We start from the raw sequence: 18,321 nt of genomic DNA on the forward strand, positions 1-18,321 counted from the left end.
TTGAACAAAAAGTTACAATTAGGAGAGTTGCGATTATAAGCATACAAGGCGTAGGGATGCGCAACACTAGGTGTCATCCCTCAAGGAGGAGAACATGGCAAAGGTTATATCGGTGAGTAAGCGTGAAGAACATCACTTTTCCAAATCGGTCGTAAAATCAATTACCTTAATCCAAGGAGAGGGGGTTGAGGGCGATGCGCACAGAGGTACAACGGTAAAACATCGTTCTAGGGTAAAAGTTGACCCGACTCAGCCAAATTTAAGGCAAGTGCATCTCATCCATTGCGAATTATTTAACGAATTAGATCAGCAGGGGTTCGATATTGAGCCCGCTGCATTGGGTGAAAATATCACGACACAGGGAATAGATTTACTATCATTGCCCAAGGGCACAAGGTTACAATTTCCGAGTGGAGCACAAATTTCTGTAACAGGTCTTAGAAACCCATGTCCGCAAATAGAAAATTATAAGAAAGGGTTGTTATCAGCCTTATTAGGCCGGGACGAGTCAGGAAAAACTGTCCGCAAAGCCGGTGTCATGGGGATTGTGGTCATTGGTGGTGATGTGAATGAAGGGGATAATATTGACGTTGTTTTCCCTGATGAGCCATTTCAAAAGTTAGAGGTTGTTTAAGGGCTAATAATGAACAATCTCTCTCATTTTACGATTTTTTGCGATAAGTTTGCCGCAGAGCACAGGGGCAGGTTTATTGTACAACTGACTCACGGGAGAGCCTAATGATCCTAGAACGAATCCACCATGTCGCTATCATTTGTTCTGATTATCAAAGGTCTAAAGCATTCTACACGGAAATCTTAGGTCTCAAGATCGTTGCGGAAAATTATCGAGAAAACCGAAACTCATACAAGTTAGACTTAGCATTACCAAATGGTGAACAACTAGAGCTTTTCTCTTTTCCGTCACCACCACCAAGAGTGAGTCGCCCTGAAGCACAAGGTCTTAGACATTTGGCTTTTGTTGTCAGCTCTATTGAATCTACAGTAAACGAGCTACATTCACATGGTATCTATGTCGAGCCTATTCGCATTGACGAATTTACAGGTAAAAAATTTACGTTTTTCCAAGACCCTGATGGCTTACCGCTAGAGTTGTATGAAGAATAAACAGATCGGCATTCAAAAATGATTCACCATGCTCGTCAGTTTCAGTTCAAAGTATAGAGAAATTAAGTAAATTTTTAGCTCGCTTATAACTCTTAAAAAGAGACTGTTCACTATTCTTCCGGACTCCGCTCCCAAAACATGATGCACATTGCGTTTCAGCAAGAAAAATAAGAACACAATTTACGGTAGGCATGGAATTCGTTACTTGATAGCCTAGGGCACAATAAATTCAGTCAGCATTAGGAAATCTCGCATGGACAATTTTACTTACTTTAACCCAACTAAAATTCATTTTGGCAAAGGTCAGATTGCAACGCTGAAAGAAGAAATCGCTCCCAATAGCCGTGTTTTACTGACTTACGGCGGGGGGAGTATTAAAGCGAACGGTGTCTATGAGCAAGTGCTCGATGCGCTGCAAGCGTGTTCTGTGGTCGAGTTTGGTGGGATTGAGCCGAACCCGCATTACGAAACCCTGATCAAAGCCGTTGCTGTGGCAAAACAGGAACAGATCGATGTCATTCTGGCTGTCGGTGGCGGTTCGGTGATTGATGGCAGTAAGTTTATTGCCGCCGCTGCATGTTATGAGGGGGACTTCTGGGACATCATGACTACTGGTGGCGCTTGTGTCAGTCGCGCTTTGCCTTTGGGCTGTGTGCTGACTTTGCCTGCCACAGGCTCAGAGATGAATAAAAACAGCGTCGTCACGCGGGCAGAGACGCAGGATAAACTCTCTTTTGGCTCTGATTTCGTTCGTCCGGTATTCTCGATACTGGATCCGCAAACGACTTATACATTGCCGCCACGACAAATCGCCAATGGTGCTGTCGATAGCTTCGTTCACATCATGGAGCAATACATGACTTATCCGGTCAACGCCAAAGTCTCTGACCGTTTTGCAGAAAGTTTATTGCTGAATCTGTTTGAAGATGGCCCGGCAGCGCTGGCGACACCAGATGATTATGAGGTGCGCGCGAACCTGATGTGGACCGCGACAATGGCGCTCAATGGTACGCTGAAAAATGGTGTCCCGTCTGACTGGGCAACCCATGCGATTGGTCATGAACTGACCGCGCTATACGGTCTCGACCACGCTCAGACGCTGGCGATTGTCATGCCGGCGCTGTGGCGCTACAAAAAAGAGCAGAAGAAAGGCAAATTGTTACAATATGCTCACCGAGTCCTCAATATTACAACGGGGACAGAAGATGAGCAGATTGAGCAGGCGATTCAAAAAACTGAAGCCTTCTTCACCCAGATGGGCAACCCGACCCGACTGTCTGACTACAACCTGAGTGAGAAAGATATTCCGGCTGTGCAAGAAAAACTCACCGAGCACGGTATGCTTGCACTCGGGGAACATCAGGATATTACACCGCACGATGCCGCAGCAATATTAAAACTGGCTCTGTAACTATTTACTGTGAACCAGCCCGTTACTGTGAACCAGCCCGGTTATGAGAACATGACCGGGCTTTTTTTGATAAATTTATGTTCACTGCTGCATAGGCTACACAAATCCTATGAATCGATGACTCAATTTCAGCCTTGATCATTGTAATAAGAGACTTTACGCATTCGATTGGATCGGTCATATTGCGGCACTGACCCAAATAACTGATGATTCTAACACTCTGGATGTAGATACAGAAGATGACCACCTCACTGACTTATAAAGACTATTTAAAGATTGCGATTCCTTTTATTATTTCGACTGTAACGCAGCCGTTGTTGGGCGCTGTGGATACCGCTGTTATCGGTCAGCTCGGTTCGGCAGCGCTGATAGGTGGGGTTGCGGTTGGCACAGTGATCATGAACACCCTGTACTGGTTATTCGGGTTTTTCCGGGTGAGTACTACGGGTCAGAGCGCGATCGCTTTAGGAAAAAACAGTGAGCAAGCCAAAGCAACCAGTCTGCTGCATCCTTTTGTGATGGCAGCCGTCGTCGGGGTGATTTTTATTGTGAGTCAGAGCCTGATTTGGCGCGGCGCAGAGTGGGTGATTCAGCCGGAGCCGGATGTTGCAGCACAGACCCGGCAATACTTTTTCATCCTTATTTGGGGCGCGCCGTTTGTTTTACTCAACTATACCCTGATTGGCTGGTTGATGGGGCAGGCGAAAGTCAAAGAGACGCTGCTGACCCAAATTTTCGGCAATGTGCTCAATATTGTGTTAGATATTCTGTTTGTGGTCGGTTTGGATATGGGGGTCGCCGGGGTGGCGATTGCAACATTGATTGCGCAGATTTCTACATTTGTGATTGGGATATATCTGGTGCGTCGGGCTGCGGGGTTCTCATTTGCCCCTTATCTTGGTTTGGCGAAGATGGGACGTCAGGAACTCAAGACGATTGTCTCGGCCAATACTGATCTGATGTTGCGAACGGTCTGCCTGCTGGCGATGTTTAACTGTATGGCGCGATTTGGTTCGTCCTTGGGCGCTGAGACATTAGCTGCTAATGCGGTTATGATGCAGATGACTTTCCTGATGAGCTATATGTTTGAAGGGGTTGCCAATGCATCGAGTGTGTTCAGTGGCAAATCGGTTGGTGAAAAATCACTGGGTCTGTTTGCTCAGGTGCTAAAAATGAATTTTCAATGGACGGGCGGGCTGGTCACGTTACTCACGTTAGTGATGATTCTAACTCATCAGCAACAAGTGCTGCTGTTTACTCAAATTCCCAATGTGATTCAACACTATCATCAGGTCAGTGGATGGCTGATTGTCTTTCCGCTGGTGGCTGGGTTTGGCTTGACTGTGTATGGTATTTTTACGGGAAGCGGCACGACACGGCCGGTCAGAAACTCAACGTTTATGGCGCTGTTGGTTTTTCTGCTGGCGATCTATTTGACGATGGATGCGTGGGGCAATCAGGGGCTTTGGTTGGCATTTACGCTGTTTTATATCGGGCGTTTTGCTTTTCTTTACCCGTATATCGGTCGAGTGCGTCAGCGGTGTCTGGCATCATAATCTTGTGGGAGCAACCAAGTCGGTTTGCAGCGGGGCAATCTTTGTTGAAGCGATAACGGTTGAATAGTAACAGTTAAATAATAATGGTTGAGCAATAATGGCTCATTGTATAAGGATTTATCACATATGGCATTTTCAGCATGGTTGTCACTGTTTACGATTTGTTTATTGGGGGCGATGTCACCGGGCCCGAGTCTGGCGATGGTAACCAAGCACACGCTTGCCGGTGGTCGGCTGAATGGCATTATGACGGCGTGGGCACATGCTTTAGGGATCGGTGCGTATGCTTTTTTGACAATCATTGGTCTGTCGATTGTATTGCAAAAAGCACAGTGGCTGTTTCAGGCAATTAGTTTGATGGGGGCTGTTTATCTGGCTTATCTGGGCTGGAAGGCGCTGCGCTCTCAGGGCGGAGTAGCCGCAAGTGTTGATACCGGCATCCGTGTTTCGCTATGGCAGTCAGCCAAAGAAGGGCTGATGATCTCGATGTTGAATCCGAAAATTGCCTTGTTTTTTACTGCGTTATTTAGCCAGTTTATCACCCTGAGTCACGACGTTTCGAGCCGCGCGATTGTGGTGATGACACCGCTGTTGGTCGATGGGTTATGGTATACCTTACTGGCGTTACTGTTTTCCAGTTCGGCTGTTTTGGTACGCTTAAAGCGCAAAGCGGTGCTGATCGATCGGATCTCCGGTGTGGTACTGATTGCACTGGCTTGTCGAATTGTGATAAATATTTGATTTAAATCAATTTTTAATTCATGTCATTATGACTCGAATGTGTCTTTATGAATGAATTAAGTGTGTTAAAATGACTTGCATATTGTAAGGTTGTTATTTTAACTTAATGAAAGATATATAGTTTTTTCATGGCATGGTTTATGCCATTTTAGCTCCGGAATTAAATGAATTCATATAACAATATCTGGAGCGAGCCTATGTTTTGTATTCAATGTGAACAGACTATTCAAACCCCGGCAGGAAAAGGCTGTGCCTATGCTCAGGGCATGTGTGGCAAAACTGCCGAAGTATCTGATCTTCAAGATGTATTGGTCTATTCACTTCAAGGGGTTTCTTTCTGGGCAAATCTCGGTCGGCGTTGTGGTGTGATTGATCCAGTGATCGATCAGTGGGCACCGAAAGCATTCTTCTCAACATTAACCAATGTCAATTTTGATCCGGAGCGAATTGTCGAACTGGCGATTGAATCGAATCAGTATCGCCGTTCGCTGGCTGAACGGGTCCGTGCTGCTGCTGTGTTGCACGATATCGAAATCCCGACCCCTTACACTGCGGCACTGATTGATCTGCCTGAAAGCCGTGACGAATTGCTGTCGTTGGCACCGGATGCGGCGGTGAATCGCGGTCAAAGCGAATTACATGAAGATATTATCGGGTTAAGACTTTTGTGTCTGTATGGTTTGAAAGGCGCTGCGGCTTATCTGGAACATGCCCGCGTGTTGGGTCAGACGGATGCGGAGATGTTCGCGCAATACCACAAGATCATGTCTTGGTTGGGCAGTGATCCGGAAGACGCAAAATCATTACTCGATACCTCAATGGAAATCGGCCTGATGAACTTTAAGATCATGGAAATGCTCGATAAAGGGGAGACCGACACCTTTGGACATCCGGAACCGACAACCGTCAATGTGAAATCGGTCAAAGGGAAATGTATTTTAGTCTCCGGGCATGACCTGCATGATCTGGAAAAAATTCTTCAGCAAACTGAAGGACTGGGAATTAATGTCTATACCAATGGGGAAATGCTACCGGCTCATGCCTATCCGGAATTGAAAAAGTACCCGCATTTGGTCGGTAACTACGGCAGTGCGTGGCAGAATCAGCAGAAAGAATTTGCCAATTTCCCCGGTGCGATTGTCATGACCTCGAACTGTTTGCTGAATCCGAATGTCGGTCAGTATGCGGAGCGGATTTTTACCCGCAGTATTGTCGGCTGGCCGGGTGTTCAGCATATTGAAGGGGATGATTTTAGTGAAGTGATCAAGTGTGCACTTGCGCTAGAAGGCTTCCGTCATGATGAAATTGAGCATTTCATCACCATCGGATTTGGTCGGAATGCGTTGATGCAAGCCGCGCCTGCTGTCATTGAACAGATCAAACAGGGCAATATTAAACACTTCTTCCTGGTTGGCGGGTGTGACGGTGACAAAGCGGAGAGAAGTTACTATACCGAGTTTACCGAGAAAGCGCCGCAAGATAGTGTGATTCTGACGCTTGCCTGCGGTAAATATCGTTTCAACAAAAATGATTTCGGTGATATCAACGGCATCCCGCGTTTATTGGATGTCGGCCAATGTAACGATGCCTATTCTGCGATTCAACTTGCACTGGCGCTGGCGAATGAATTCGACTGCGGTGTCAATGATTTACCGTTAACCTTGGTGTTGTCATGGTTTGAACAGAAGGCCATTGTGATTTTACTGACGTTGTTGGCATTGGGTGTGAAAGGGATTTATACCGGCCCGTCCGCACCTGCATTCCTGACACCGAATTTGATGGCAATTCTGCAAAGTGAATTTGATATGCGCAGTATTACCACTGTCGATAATGATCTGAATACGATCCTTGCAGCATAATGCTTATGCATTATCATGCATTTCTGCGCTCTCTCGGGAAACCGAGAGGCGCATTTCTGATCTTCCCCCCAATTCAAAAATAACCATCATTTAAGAGGGAGTATAACGATGATCGCAGAGGATTTTGATACGCCTGTTGCATTGGTCTGTACCGAAAAGTGGTATGAGACACCGGATACCGTGAGTTTTGTGTTGGCTTGCCCGGAGAATGCCCGCCGCTTTCATTTTAAACCCGGTCAGTTCGCGAGTTTAGGGTTTGAGATTGACGGTCAAATTGAGTATCGCGCCTATTCGATCAGCACATTACCAAAACAGACAATGATGAAGTTTACGGTCAAGCGTGTCGAAGGCGGTAAAGTCTCCAATCATGTGATCGACACTCTGAGTCCGGGTGATCGGGTGCAGTTGCTGAAACCACAGGGCGCATTTAACAATGTTGACTGTTCGCACCGGGGACGTGTGGCACTGATTAGTGCCGGATGTGGCATTACACCGGTCATGTCGATGGCTGTGGACTGGCTCTCGCGAGGGGGCGTCGATATCGTATTTATTCACATTGCCCGTGATGTACTCAATACCATTTACTACGAAGAGCTGTTACATCTGAATACGGTTCATCCTTCATTTCATTTGAAATTGTTGCTCAAACAAGCCGGGGATAGCGAGCATATGCAAGGGCGGTTGGATCAGGATTATCTGTTGAAACTGTGCCCGGATATTCTTGAAAGAACAGTCTATCTGTGTGGCCCCGAACGCTTTATGCAAGATGTCACTTCTTATCTCGATCACATTGGGTTTCAAATGTCGGACTGTTATCAGGAACGATTCAGTGCAACAGCGATAGGGATGAACTCTCCGCAGCCCGCAGCTAAAGACGGTAACGCTTCGGTTACGGTCGAGGTCCCCGGTTTTGGTGTTTCTGCCGAGGCTCAGGAAGGCGATTCCTTGTTAGACGTTTTAGAGTCGGCTGGCGTACCGGTGATTGCTGCTTGTCGCAGCGGTATCTGTGGATCATGTAAATGCCGGGTCGAACAGGGGCAGATTGAGTTCTCCAGCCAAGAGACACTGAGTGAGGCAGAGATCCGTGACGGTTACGTATTGGCCTGTTCGAGCCGGATCCGTTCGGATTTGAAAGTGTCACTCTAAACGAAACGCGGTTTATGGTCTGGAGCATACGTCAGACTATGTGAGCATCAACCAGATGAGCATCAGAATGTGAATGACAGTGCAAGTGTGAAGATATGACTGTCATTATCGATCGGTGCTGTCTGTATCTGCGTAAAATGGCCACTGAGTGGGATCCGCGGACTGCGAACATATTCCCACTCTGCATTCATGACTAACCGTGGCGTGAGCGGATAACGCATCCCTATCAGGTAAGTCTGGTTCGCGTGGCCGCGCAACTGCCCGTACTGAACATAAGGGAGCCAGCTGCCCATATCCCGCGAGATACCGATGTACCAGTCTGCAAAGAGTCCCGAGTCATACAGCGTTTCTACCGTCATATTGTAGCCGCGATACAAATAGTTGAATCCGACCGACAACATATCCAGATCATAATGATAAACCGTGTTGCCGTTCTGTTTCTGATCCGAGTCCACCGACAAATAGGATAGGTGGAGTTGATGATCGTCTTGAAACAGATCTACGGTTAAGCCATAAGCGCTGTCACTATCGAGTGTGAAAGGTTTGCCGAAGAATTGATAATCATTTTTTTCTGCTGCGGCAATGTAAGGGGAAATTTTGAGTTGTAATTGCTCTGTCGGCCAGTATTGCCACTCGTATGCTGCACCATTGTAATGTGTCACCCCGGCAAAACTGTCGTATATGTCATGGGGCGGACGAATCCACGGATAGGCTGCCGATACATAATAATACTCTGACAGTAAAAACATTGGGATTCTGAGCCGACCGAATTTCAGGGTTGAATTACCTTGCGTATAAGCCAGATAAGCCCATTCCAGCTCCGGATCTGAATAATTGTCTTGGGGGCGTTTGACAGCCTGAATCGAGCTGCGAAACTGATCATTGATGACCCAGTCGAGTTGCAGGCCGAGTGTACTGTCACAGTCTGCGCATAATTCATCATGTATATCCCGGTAAGCAAAGACGGGGACACGACTGTCAGAACGGCTGAGACTGAATGTGCCAAAGCCGCTGAGACGAATGGCGTCATTAAATTCGTACTGTTGTGCACTGGTTTGGAATGTGATCATCCAGAATAAGATCAATAGTTTCCAATGCTTCATAGCGAGTCCTCGTCACCCAAACGATAAAGAATGCGAACCTGATCTGAAAGCCAATCTTGAGGAATATAGACAATGCCGTTGGGGTGATCGTCCAGCCACTGACTGATGGTATTCATATCCTCATTATATAGTTCATAAGGGGGGATAAATTTGCCGGAGAAGCTTTGTCTGGCTCTGATGGCCTGCATTTGTGCCGGTGATTTTCCCAGTAGGCGATGATAGAAATGAGCCCTGACAGTCGAGTTGGCAGGTAAGTCAGCCAATTGAATATGAGTACCGTGAATATGGGTCAGCCGCCCCCGGTAGAGCATTTTGACCTGAGCATCGGTTAATAACGGGAGAGTGTCCGCCTTGGTAATAATCGCGAATTGATCTGCAATACAAGGTGTACTGAATAATAAAATACAAACCATCCACCAAGTACCGACAATACGCAAATACAGTTCTCCATTGCAGTGATATTAAGTTCGGGCAAGTCATTCTATAACGTCTATATTTAAAAAGTAGGTTAGCATCGTAAAGTTTCAAGGAAGAAATTATGTCGGTACTCAAATGTTTATCGATAAAAAACCGACTGATAGTGTTATGCATCGTGCCAGTCATCATGATCAGTTGGGGTGCATATCAGTGGTTCATGCAAGTCGAAAACCGAATGAGCGGATACGCCAATACGATATCTCGCATCTCAATCTTAGAGAAAGTCTCTACATTATCCGATCAATTTTACCAGTTGCTGAATCTCAGACAGGAAACTGGTGCGATCGAATCTCATCAACTGTTACTGTTTCATCAGACAGCGAAAAACATTGCTGTTGCACTCAAGCAAAGTCAAGGCGGAGTGTTGGCGCACGGTGACCAACAGGTGATGGTCTCCAATCTCGATGAACTGTCAAAACTGACAGAACGGCTGTCCGGTATTCAGGATGATGCAGTGATGGCTCAGTCATTGTGGGGATTTGATTTAATCTATGAAATGATGGTCGCTTTGCAAAAGCAGTCGGGCTATTTAGCGCCCACTCATATCTATCAAATGGAAACAACGTTTGGTCAGTTAAGCTGGTTTCTGTACTGGATTGAACGAGAAACGTGGTTAATGCAGGAGATCCGCAACAAGCATCGGGTCGATGCCTTTATGCGTCAAGAATATTTTGAAATTATTGCGAGACAGCAAACCTACATGGAATATTTTATCAATTTCGGTGCCAGTGATGCGCAATTGAATCAGATGACCAAGTTTCTGTCTCAGCAAGAATTTCAACAGGCCAGTGTTTTGAGAGACAAGGTGCTTTATGACCGGATTGAGCCTCAGCTTCTCGATAAATATATTACCAGCCTTGAACGCAAGCAGGGTGCATTGCGTCAGCTTGTACTCGGTTACGCCAAGTCGTTATCGCAGAAAATCCAGACACTGGTGAATCGTGATGAACAGTTTATCTATATGGCGATTATGTTGGTAACCCTGACGTTGTCTGGTTTGATCTTGCTGAGTATTAGTACCTCATATCGTATTTCTACCCGCTTGAGCCGGATCTTACATGCGATGGCACAGATCAATGAAAAGTCGCAGTTCAGCCATGTGGAAAAGATTCCCGTTGACGGTTATGACGAGTTTGCTCGTTTTGCAATCGGCATGAATGATGTGATGCAAACGTTGACTGAGCAGAAAGTCCACCTGGTACAAGCCAAAGAAGAGGCCGTCTCTGCCAATCGGGCAAAAAGTGCCTTTCTTGCCAATATGTCCCACGAAATTCGGACACCGCTGAACGGGATTATCGGTTTAACGGAAATGCTCAGGATGCACGAGCTGACTGCGGCACAAAAAGAAGTGATTGCGGATATTGAAGTCTCTTCGCAAACCTTGCTGATTCTCATCAACGATATTCTAGACCTGTCTAAAATTGAATCCGGCCGACTGACGATTTCACCGCACTCGTTCAATGTAAAAGAACTCGTCTATGACGCAGTCAATATGCTGAATTCCAAGGCGGTTGCCCAATTTAACGAGCTGCAAATCTCACTCGATCCGAAATTACCGACTCTGGTGATTGCGGATGAGTTTCGTATCAGACAAATTTTAATGAATCTCCTGTCGAATGCCGTGAAATTTACCCGTGAGGGTAAGATCAGAACGGAAATCATCTTTCAGGAGGCAGATTCAACATTGATTTGCCGCATCAAAGATACCGGGATTGGCATTGAGCCGGAGAAAATCGGGCAGATCTTTGAACCGTTTAGCCAAGAGGATGACAGTATCACGCGGCGTTATGGCGGTACCGGATTAGGGTTGCCGATCTGTAAGCAATTACTGACACTGATGAATGGTTCGCTGACGGTTGAGTCGGTCAAGGGAAAAGGGAGTAGTTTTGAGGCGAGAATCCCGCTCAAGCTGCCTGCGGAGCAGCCGAAATCTGAGCCATTTGCATTTCGCGCATTGCTGATTTCGAACAGTTCAGTGTACAGTGCGCAAATTCATCAGGAGTGCCAACGACTCGGCGGTGAGCTGAACAGAATCGAATCATTGGATGACATCGGCCAGAAGCTTGACCGTTCATTAGATATTATCTTGTATTGCCCTTGCCTGACACGCAATGCCAGCCAAGATATTGAAAAGTTACGTCAGCTTTTTCCTTCGGTAAGAATTGTTACTTGTCAGCATCATTTATTCTTAAACCGGGCGTTGGTAAGCCTGACCGATGCAAATATTACCCTGCCGTTTTTAGGAGCCCGAATGGAATCGGCGCTGCGGGATACCCACCCGGCACTGTATCAACCCGCTCGGGGAAAAAGCAAAGTCGCGGCCGCCCTGCTGACTAAACGAATTTTAGTGGTGGAAGATAATCTGATGAATCAGAAGATTGCCAGTTTCTTTCTCGATAAAGCTGATTTTGAATATACCGTGGTCAATAACGGTCAGGAAGCATTAGATGTTATGACGCAGGGCGGTCAGTATACCGCAGTATTGATGGATTGCATGATGCCTGTGATGGATGGTTTTACGGCTACACGCAAAATCCGTCACTGGGAAATTGAAAATCAACGCGGACATGTCCCGATCATTGCGCTGACGGCCAGTGTGCTCGATGAAGATATTACCAAGTGTTATGAGGCAGGTATGGATGCATACCTGCCAAAACCTTATAAAGCGGAACAACTGCTCGAAATGCTTAACTCGCTTCAAGTGTCGTCATCCCGATGAGCTGACAGGACCTCATATCCGAGTCATCCTAACGGGTATTGTTATCCGCGCGATTGTTCAGCTCGCTGAGCGGTATCCAGCAGACTTGGACACCGGCCTGATTGAACATATCCTGACTGACCTGAATTTTATCGCCCCAGCGGGAGAGAAAGTCTTGGCTCTGCTCAGGGCAGTAAACCGTGGTGATGCCTGTCTGGATTATTTTGGCGGCACAGTTAGGGCAGGGAAAATGAGTGACATAAATCTCGCATCCATCCAGATCACGTTTGGCGAAGAGGATCGCATTTTCTTCCGCGTGCAGGGTTTTCAGATATTTCATATCCCGGTCATCGATATCGACACTATCTGAGATGCCATGAGGATAACCATTGAATCCGACCGAAACGATGCGGTTCTGTTTGGCAATTACGGCACCAACCTGAGTGGAAGGATCTTTACTCCAGGACGAAACCAGTTCGGCCATCTGATAGAAGCGGTGAACCCATTTTGACATCATTGTCTGACAACCCTATGTTATTTTTGCTGATATTGATATCACGCAGTTTATATTGAATCCGGCACGGAGGGAACAGGGCGTTTTTTCGGATTATTTTTGTAAGAGATCTCTTACATAGATTGTGAGAAATAGCTGTTTGTGTGTCAGTTTTATCAGTTAATTTTAATCTTAATTACATGATAAATATAAGTTTGTCTGTTTTTGGGTACTTAATCCGCGTAATCGTTTGCGTCACGATGATTTGCACGAAAATCGAATTCGCGTATTCTGAATCTGTCGGTAGGATGCTGACAAGGAACAGGAAAGGCCCAGGGATTGGTCATCTTCAGGAAGAAGATTCGATGATTCAGGAAGACTCATCGGCATGGATCGCAAAGGGACACACGCCAAGATGGCGATGTAATGGAATGCGCTGAAGGACTCAGCAGACTATCAGGGAATAGATGCAGGGAGCACATTGAGTAGCCGGATTGCTGCAAGTAAGAACAGAAACCCCATCAAGCCTCGCTTGATGGGGTTTTCTATTTGCATTCCGGTTAGTGGCGTGTAGGATAAGCGGCGTTTTTCAACAGATGAAGGTAGTGTATATGCAAGCTGAGGTTACTTGGGTTGATGGATTGAAATTTATGGGTCAGTCCGCGTCGGGTCATTCGATTGTGATGGATGGCAGCGGTGGCAAAACGGCACCGAGTCCAATGGAAATGGTGTTGATGGCCGCCGGCGGTTGTAGCTCAGTCGATGTGGTTGACGGGCTGAAATCGGCAGGCCAACGCGTGACCGACTGCCGGGCGAAGCTGACTACGGAGCGTCGTGACACAGCACCGCGCCTGTTTACGCAGATCCATATCCATTTTCAGGTTTCCGGTGAAGCATTGGATCCGGCGATTGTCAGTCAAGTCACTGCCGATTCACTGGAGAAATACTGCTCGGTTTGTCTGATGCTCGGTCAAGGCGTGGAAATGCGTCACAGCTGGGAAATCGTCACGGCGGATACAGCAAGCGCCTGATAGTATGGCTAGCATGGCGTGATGCATTGAATCAAAGCTTTTAAGTTCAAGACATGATGAATGCAAAGCGTATCCATTCAAAACGGGGCGATTTCAAGACAAGACGATGTCAGAACATAACGATAGTGCGAGAATCAGTCGATAAGATGAGGTTGGGATGAAAAAAAATAAATCCGCTTGGCGGCTTCATCCTCAGTTTGCCGTGAAACAGGCCCCGTCAGATGTTTTTATGAATTTCGAAGCGTTTGTTTCGAACACCGAGACACGCATTCACAGCCATCCTTGGGGGCAGGTGCAACTGATTTCCGGCGGCATTTTAGAAATGGAAGCCGAGCAAACACGGTTTCTTGCACCGCCACATTTAGCGATTTGGGTGCCGGCCGGTGTCGTGCATCGCAGCTATAACCGCAAACCCCTCGACTACTGTTCGCTCAACATTGATCAGTCTCTGACGGCGGCATTTCCTGAACAAACCAGTTTGCTCAAAATCACCCCGATTGTGCAGGCGATTATTGAAGATTTTCGTCAGCGGCAAGTGAGTGTTCCGCAGAGTGAAGCGGATCAGCGGTTGGTTGATGTCTTGCTCGATCAACTGTCCGCGCAGGAGACCGAACTCCACTTTTTACCCTCATCAACGCATAAATATCTTTCACCTATCTTGGCTGCGGTTGAAGACAATCCTGCCGATGATACCAGTTTGAAAATCTGGGCGGAGCGGGTGCACACCACCGAACGCACGCTGGCACGCTGTTGCCAGAGCGAGCTGGGAATGAGCTTCACTGAATGGCGAATGCGGGTTCGCTACTTGCATTCAATGGAGTTGCTGCGTCATGGCTGCTCCGTCAAAGAGGTTGCCTATACCCTTGGCTACCGTCAGGCAAGCCCGTTTATCAACATGTTTAAAAAGTATGCCGGTGTAACGCCAGAACAGTATAAGCACCGTTTCCTCACGCTTGATGAGTGAGTATCCATTCGCTATTTGTTATTTTTCCGCTGTTTGGGTCATGATGTGGTACTGGATTGATGTGCTTGTCTTACCGCGCGAATCGGTTCATGATAAGCGTCACATTTTAGTCGAATACCGAATGAGAGAACCTGTATGGCTGGTGTCAGCTTACTTACCCTTCTGGATGATATCGCGACCTTACTCGACGATATTGCGGTGATGTCGAAAGTGGCTGCCAAAAAAACGGCCGGGGTGTTGGGGGATGATCTGGCTCTCAATGCGCAGCAAGTCTCCGGTGTGGCAGCAGAGCGTGAAATCCCGGTGGTGTGGGCCGTTGCCAAAGGGTCGCTGCGCAATAAAGTCATTCTCGTGCCGATTGCATGGGGGCTCAGTCAAATCGCCCCGTGGCTGATTATGCCATTGCTATTGATCGGCGGGTTATATCTCTGCTTTGAAGGGGCAGAGAAGGTGATTGAAAAATATGGTCATTCACCCCATCAGGATGCTGCCCCCGAAGAAGATACGGAATCCCTGTCTCTCGAAGCTTACGAAAAGCGCAAAGTTGCAGGGGCAATCCGCACCGACTTTATTCTGTCGGCAGAGATCATTGTGATTGCCTTGGGAACCGTGCAGGGACAGACCGCTTTAAATCAAATCTTAGTGATGAGTTTTGTTGCGATATTGATGACCGCAGGTGTGTATGGATTAGTCGCCGGGATTGTCAAGCTGGATGATCTCGGGTTCTATCTCGAAAGGCGTTCCCATAGCCGGGGGATTTTACATGTGATCGGCCAGATGCTGATTCACGCCGCCCCGCGGTTTATGAAGCTGTTGACCGTGGTCGGTACGCTGGCGATGTTTTTGGTCGGTGGTAGCATCATCACCCATCAGGTAGTCTTGCTGCATCACGGGATTGAATCCCTGATCCACGGCATACCGGATATCTATCTGATGCAGTCTGTCGGGCGTCTGGTGGGGCAGAGTCTTATCGGTTTTCTGGCCGGATTAATCCTCGCCGGTGTCTGGACATGGGGACACCGCCGTTTTGCCCGCTCTGCTGAGTGAGGGCGATTTCTCAATCATGCTAAGGTGTTGTGGGGCGCAAGGACTTTTGTCGATGCTAATGACTTCTCTGATTACGCCCCATTTCCTTTCGATAGATGGCAAAACCGCCAAAAATATCCGTCTGGAAAAATTACTCAAGCGTGCACGCTTTCACGATGAAATCTGTTTTTCCATCCTCAACAACTTTGACCAATACATGATTTAACGCGGGATCCAAAACAATACCACCGTTAGCAGCATGACTTTCTTTGCAAGGTGTTTTAGCATCAAAATCAAATTTACTCGCCACGAGAACTGCGGTTTCAGTCGCACGACTGCCAAAAGCCATACTTAAAATTAAGATGACATAACAAGCCATGATTTTGTTCACTGAATAGAAATTGTGCCCGTTATCTTTCCTGAGACAAACCCGAAAAATCCGAGAATTGCCTTTTTGAGCCTTGGATTTATAAATGGCGATTTTGGAAAATTGCGACTTATTGCCGATGGAGTAATAAATTGTGAGTACAATAATCAGCACAAAAGAAATTAAGGCCAGCCAAGGTGTAAGAATAAGCAGCATCGCGATGGGTTTCGTGAAACTAAAATACTGAGCACTCACACCAAAAATCTGATTGAGCCAAATACTGGCGTAACCATCAAGAACGTAGAGAGCTAAGGCCACAATGGATGCCGACAAGAGCGCCAGCTCAAATTCTTTCTGCTTAAGCGTTCTGAAAAACCATTTATAAACTGGAACACTGACACAGTAGATACATAGAAAGCCTGAAACCATAAAAAATAGTACCAGAACTTTATGAGGCCAAAATGCCATCCCCGATAGAGACAGCATTGCAACAGCGACCCCTAAAATGCCGGCTAAATCATTGAGGTAATATGATTTTCCTTTGGAGTAAAGCCCAAAAGCGATTAACCACCACACCGCAAATAACAGCGCTGTCGCCCCAAATTGCCACTTTTCTATATTCAATAGTGATTCTAAATGATTCCTAATCAGGTCGATTTCAAAATAGCCATTTATAAATAATAGTGTTGGAGAAAAAAGATAGCCTAATGACAAGAGAATAATGAAAAAATTACGCACAAAAACCCCGTAGAAATAAAATTATTTTTTGATTGAATGAAATGCCAAATAAAGGTCGCTCACTTTCATTAACGCGTGACAACACCGTCATCGCCCGTCTGGCACAAAACTGTCGTTATTATATCTCAACTCGCGCCATATTAGGGAATATGGCACTGAGTACCAATTCTTTTGAAATCGAAAAACGTAATTGTACGTCAAATTTGGGAGCCGGAGGTTAGGAAGATAAAACTTGTGATGCAGGTGTTTGGTGCGCAATGACTTTCTCCGATCTCATTGCCATCTCCGAAAGCGCCCCAGGTACTTTTTCAAGGCCGAAAAAGTACCCCAAAAGGCCTAGGTTTAAGTTCAGCGCACGTAATCAGGGTCGCTTTTATTCGCTCCTGCTCACGAAAAGCTTAAAATTCGTCCCTGAATTTTACCCTGAGAACATCGATCAATTTGGCTTTTTAAAAAGATTTCACTCTATTCAAATTAACCACCCAACAAAGAAAACCATTCAGGCAGAATCAATCCGCGCTAAACAAACCCGCTCCGCCAGCTCCTGTAGACGTCGGACTTCTGTTACCAGATAATTCAACTCTTCTGCAGTAATTTCATAATGCTCCGAATAACGGGCTTCGATATAGGCGCGTTGCAGGCGGCGGAAGCAGCGGCGGTGGAATTTATTATCGAGCGGAAAAATCGTCGTAAACTCAGGATCGATTTGAGCGCACAGTTTCCCCAGTTTCTCAATATTATGAGATTTAGGTAAATAATTGGTACAGGTGAGTAGGGTACAGGCAAATAAATGTTCTGTCGTTTGATGAAGTTCGAATGCTGCTTTTTTTAGTCGTAAGTCTTTGCGCGCATAGTGATACATGGCCAAATCATCATTGGCACTTTCAAACCACTGTTGATAATGCTTACGTGCTATTTCTCGTTTTTCTTGCTCGGTTAAATCACCCGGCTCTGCCAGTGGTTTCGGGGTAGCAGCAAACAGTTCTATCCCCTCTTCGCGAATATCGCGAAAAAAATAGTGACCCTGTTGTAACCGCTCATTCACTTCCTGCAAATCGTGGACAATCAGCCCCAACGGTGCGGAAGTCACTTTGCGCTCAATCTGCTCTTTGGCGCGCTGCCAGACAATATCTTCTTCAACCAGTGCGGCTTTGTTCACAATCACCAAAATATCGTAATCGCTGATATAACCATTGACCGGATCGCTGACCCAGTTGCCTTTGGCGTGGCTGCCGAACAGGATAATTTTTAAGATGCGAAACTTGCTTTTACTCCCGGTCTTGCCCTCAAGATAGTCTTCCAGCGTATCGCGCAGAATGGTCGAGATCGTGGCAAGCTCTTGCTGTTTGGATTCAGGCAGATGGTCGAGAGATGTTTTCATAAAGTAATGTTTGGTCAGTGATGAATGGTTTTAGCATAAAAGAATGCGTAGGCAAAGAATACTCTCATACCTGTATTACTGAGAAAAATGCGATTCAATTCAAAGCAGTAGGGCAACCCTCTTTCAAACTAGGCGTATCATGATTTACTGAATGGTATATCAACATCTTGATGACAACGGACACGATATATATTCATTGAAATGC

Annotated in this window: 17 protein-coding genes; 12 read left to right on the forward strand and 5 right to left on the reverse strand. The window is 46.5% G+C overall.

Going from position 1 to position 18,321, the window contains the following annotated elements:
- The first annotated feature begins 94 nt into the window (after positions 1 to 94).
- From AC55NX_RS11105 to AC55NX_RS11135, 7 genes are all read left to right on the forward strand, one after another.
- Positions 95 to 634, forward strand: a complete 540-nt coding sequence (locus tag AC55NX_RS11105; protein ID WP_311846746.1) for an MOSC domain-containing protein — start codon at positions 95 to 97, stop codon at positions 632 to 634.
- A 107-nt stretch (positions 635 to 741) separates the two neighbouring features.
- Positions 742 to 1,125 carry an SMU1112c/YaeR family gloxylase I-like metalloprotein gene (gene gloA2, locus AC55NX_RS11110; protein ID WP_496995806.1) on the forward strand — a complete coding sequence of 128 codons (384 nt, stop codon included), beginning with the start codon at positions 742 to 744 and terminating at the stop codon, positions 1,123 to 1,125.
- A gap of 253 nt (positions 1,126 to 1,378) precedes the next feature.
- Positions 1,379 to 2,536 (forward strand): iron-containing alcohol dehydrogenase, encoded by a 1,158-nt coding sequence (locus AC55NX_RS11115; protein WP_496995787.1) that lies wholly within the window; start codon positions 1,379 to 1,381, stop codon positions 2,534 to 2,536.
- Positions 2,537 to 2,775: 239 nt separating this feature from the next.
- On the forward strand, positions 2,776 to 4,092 hold the full coding sequence (locus AC55NX_RS11120) for an MATE family efflux transporter (protein ID WP_496995788.1): 1,317 nt from the start codon (positions 2,776 to 2,778) through the stop codon (positions 4,090 to 4,092).
- A gap of 126 nt (positions 4,093 to 4,218) precedes the next feature.
- Positions 4,219 to 4,833 (forward strand): LysE family translocator, encoded by a 615-nt coding sequence (locus tag AC55NX_RS11125; RefSeq protein ID WP_496995789.1) that lies wholly within the window; start codon positions 4,219 to 4,221, stop codon positions 4,831 to 4,833.
- 197 nt (positions 4,834 to 5,030) lie between these two features.
- A complete protein-coding gene (gene hcp, locus AC55NX_RS11130; protein ID WP_496995790.1) occupies positions 5,031 to 6,692 on the forward strand; it encodes a hydroxylamine reductase in 1,662 nt (553 codons plus the stop codon).
- A 108-nt stretch (positions 6,693 to 6,800) separates the two neighbouring features.
- Positions 6,801 to 7,838 carry an FAD-binding oxidoreductase gene (locus AC55NX_RS11135; RefSeq protein ID WP_496995791.1) on the forward strand — a complete coding sequence of 346 codons (1,038 nt, stop codon included), beginning with the start codon at positions 6,801 to 6,803 and terminating at the stop codon, positions 7,836 to 7,838.
- Between the two features lie 62 nt (positions 7,839 to 7,900).
- Here AC55NX_RS11135 and AC55NX_RS11140 read toward each other — a convergent pair whose 3' ends face one another.
- Both AC55NX_RS11140 and AC55NX_RS11145 read right to left on the reverse strand, forming a co-directional pair.
- Complete coding sequence (locus AC55NX_RS11140) at positions 7,901 to 8,941, reverse strand: sulfate ABC transporter permease (RefSeq protein WP_496995792.1); 1,041 nt, start codon at positions 8,939 to 8,941, stop codon at positions 7,901 to 7,903.
- Positions 8,938 to 9,378, reverse strand: coding sequence for a hypothetical protein (locus AC55NX_RS11145; RefSeq protein ID WP_496995793.1), 441 nt, complete (start codon positions 9,376 to 9,378; stop codon positions 8,938 to 8,940). The genes AC55NX_RS11140 and AC55NX_RS11145 overlap by 4 nt, the downstream gene beginning before the upstream one ends.
- Before the next feature lie 101 nt (positions 9,379 to 9,479).
- Here AC55NX_RS11145 and AC55NX_RS11150 point away from each other — a divergent pair, with 101 nt between their 5' ends.
- Positions 9,480 to 12,137 carry a hybrid sensor histidine kinase/response regulator gene (locus AC55NX_RS11150; protein WP_496995794.1) on the forward strand — a complete coding sequence of 886 codons (2,658 nt, stop codon included), beginning with the start codon at positions 9,480 to 9,482 and terminating at the stop codon, positions 12,135 to 12,137.
- Between the two features lie 28 nt (positions 12,138 to 12,165).
- Here the strand turns inward: AC55NX_RS11150 and AC55NX_RS11155 are convergent, their stop codons facing one another.
- Positions 12,166 to 12,633, reverse strand: coding sequence for a dCMP deaminase family protein (locus tag AC55NX_RS11155; RefSeq protein ID WP_496995795.1), 468 nt, complete (start codon positions 12,631 to 12,633; stop codon positions 12,166 to 12,168).
- 587 nt (positions 12,634 to 13,220) lie between these two features.
- Here AC55NX_RS11155 and AC55NX_RS11160 point away from each other — a divergent pair.
- The 3 genes from AC55NX_RS11160 (at position 13,221) to AC55NX_RS11170 (ending at position 15,651) form a co-directional block, all read left to right on the forward strand.
- Positions 13,221 to 13,640, forward strand: a complete 420-nt coding sequence (locus AC55NX_RS11160) for an OsmC family protein (protein ID WP_496995796.1) — start codon at positions 13,221 to 13,223, stop codon at positions 13,638 to 13,640.
- A 157-nt stretch (positions 13,641 to 13,797) separates the two neighbouring features.
- Positions 13,798 to 14,604, forward strand: a complete 807-nt coding sequence (locus AC55NX_RS11165) for an AraC family transcriptional regulator (RefSeq protein ID WP_496995797.1) — start codon at positions 13,798 to 13,800, stop codon at positions 14,602 to 14,604.
- A gap of 135 nt (positions 14,605 to 14,739) precedes the next feature.
- Positions 14,740 to 15,651 (forward strand): DUF808 domain-containing protein, encoded by a 912-nt coding sequence (locus AC55NX_RS11170; protein WP_496995798.1) that lies wholly within the window; start codon positions 14,740 to 14,742, stop codon positions 15,649 to 15,651.
- A gap of 130 nt (positions 15,652 to 15,781) precedes the next feature.
- Here the strand turns inward: AC55NX_RS11170 and AC55NX_RS11175 are convergent, their stop codons facing one another.
- The gene (locus tag AC55NX_RS11175) at positions 15,782 to 16,735 is read right to left on the reverse strand and encodes a hypothetical protein (RefSeq protein WP_496995799.1); all 954 of its coding nucleotides are present in this window, start codon (positions 16,733 to 16,735) and stop codon (positions 15,782 to 15,784) included.
- A 41-nt stretch (positions 16,736 to 16,776) separates the two neighbouring features.
- Here AC55NX_RS11175 and AC55NX_RS11180 point away from each other — a divergent pair, with 41 nt between their 5' ends.
- On the forward strand, positions 16,777 to 16,956 hold the full coding sequence (locus AC55NX_RS11180; protein ID WP_496995800.1) for a hypothetical protein: 180 nt from the start codon (positions 16,777 to 16,779) through the stop codon (positions 16,954 to 16,956).
- Positions 16,957 to 17,234: 278 nt separating this feature from the next.
- Here AC55NX_RS11180 and AC55NX_RS11185 read toward each other — a convergent pair whose 3' ends face one another.
- Positions 17,235 to 18,116, reverse strand: coding sequence for a HEPN domain-containing protein (locus AC55NX_RS11185; protein WP_496995801.1), 882 nt, complete (start codon positions 18,114 to 18,116; stop codon positions 17,235 to 17,237).
- Positions 18,117 to 18,321 lie beyond the last annotated feature (205 nt).

The sequence above is a fragment of the Vibrio rubrogenes genome, from assembly GCF_059641415.1.

Bases quoted from the DNA above. Each gene is read 5' to 3' on its own strand.
- AC55NX_RS11105 (WP_311846746.1), top strand. From the start codon at position 95: ATGGCAAAGGTTATATCGGTGAGTAAGCGTGAAGAACATCACTTTTCC.
- AC55NX_RS11115 (WP_496995787.1), top strand. From the start codon at position 1,379: ATGGACAATTTTACTTACTTTAACCCAACTAAAATTCATTTTGGCAAA.
- AC55NX_RS11120 (WP_496995788.1), top strand. From the start codon at position 2,776: ATGACCACCTCACTGACTTATAAAGACTATTTAAAGATTGCGATTCCT.
- AC55NX_RS11125 (WP_496995789.1), top strand. From the start codon at position 4,219: ATGGCATTTTCAGCATGGTTGTCACTGTTTACGATTTGTTTATTGGGG.
- hcp (WP_496995790.1), top strand. From the start codon at position 5,031: ATGTTTTGTATTCAATGTGAACAGACTATTCAAACCCCGGCAGGAAAA.
- AC55NX_RS11135 (WP_496995791.1), top strand. From the start codon at position 6,801: ATGATCGCAGAGGATTTTGATACGCCTGTTGCATTGGTCTGTACCGAA.
- AC55NX_RS11140 (WP_496995792.1), bottom strand. From the start codon at position 8,941: ATGAAGCATTGGAAACTATTGATCTTATTCTGGATGATCACATTCCAA.
- AC55NX_RS11150 (WP_496995794.1), top strand. From the start codon at position 9,480: ATGTCGGTACTCAAATGTTTATCGATAAAAAACCGACTGATAGTGTTA.
- AC55NX_RS11155 (WP_496995795.1), bottom strand. From the start codon at position 12,633: ATGATGTCAAAATGGGTTCACCGCTTCTATCAGATGGCCGAACTGGTT.
- AC55NX_RS11160 (WP_496995796.1), top strand. From the start codon at position 13,221: ATGCAAGCTGAGGTTACTTGGGTTGATGGATTGAAATTTATGGGTCAG.
- AC55NX_RS11165 (WP_496995797.1), top strand. From the start codon at position 13,798: ATGAAAAAAAATAAATCCGCTTGGCGGCTTCATCCTCAGTTTGCCGTG.
- AC55NX_RS11170 (WP_496995798.1), top strand. From the start codon at position 14,740: ATGGCTGGTGTCAGCTTACTTACCCTTCTGGATGATATCGCGACCTTA.
- AC55NX_RS11180 (WP_496995800.1), top strand. From the start codon at position 16,777: ATGCCAAATAAAGGTCGCTCACTTTCATTAACGCGTGACAACACCGTC.
- AC55NX_RS11185 (WP_496995801.1), bottom strand. From the start codon at position 18,116: ATGAAAACATCTCTCGACCATCTGCCTGAATCCAAACAGCAAGAGCTT.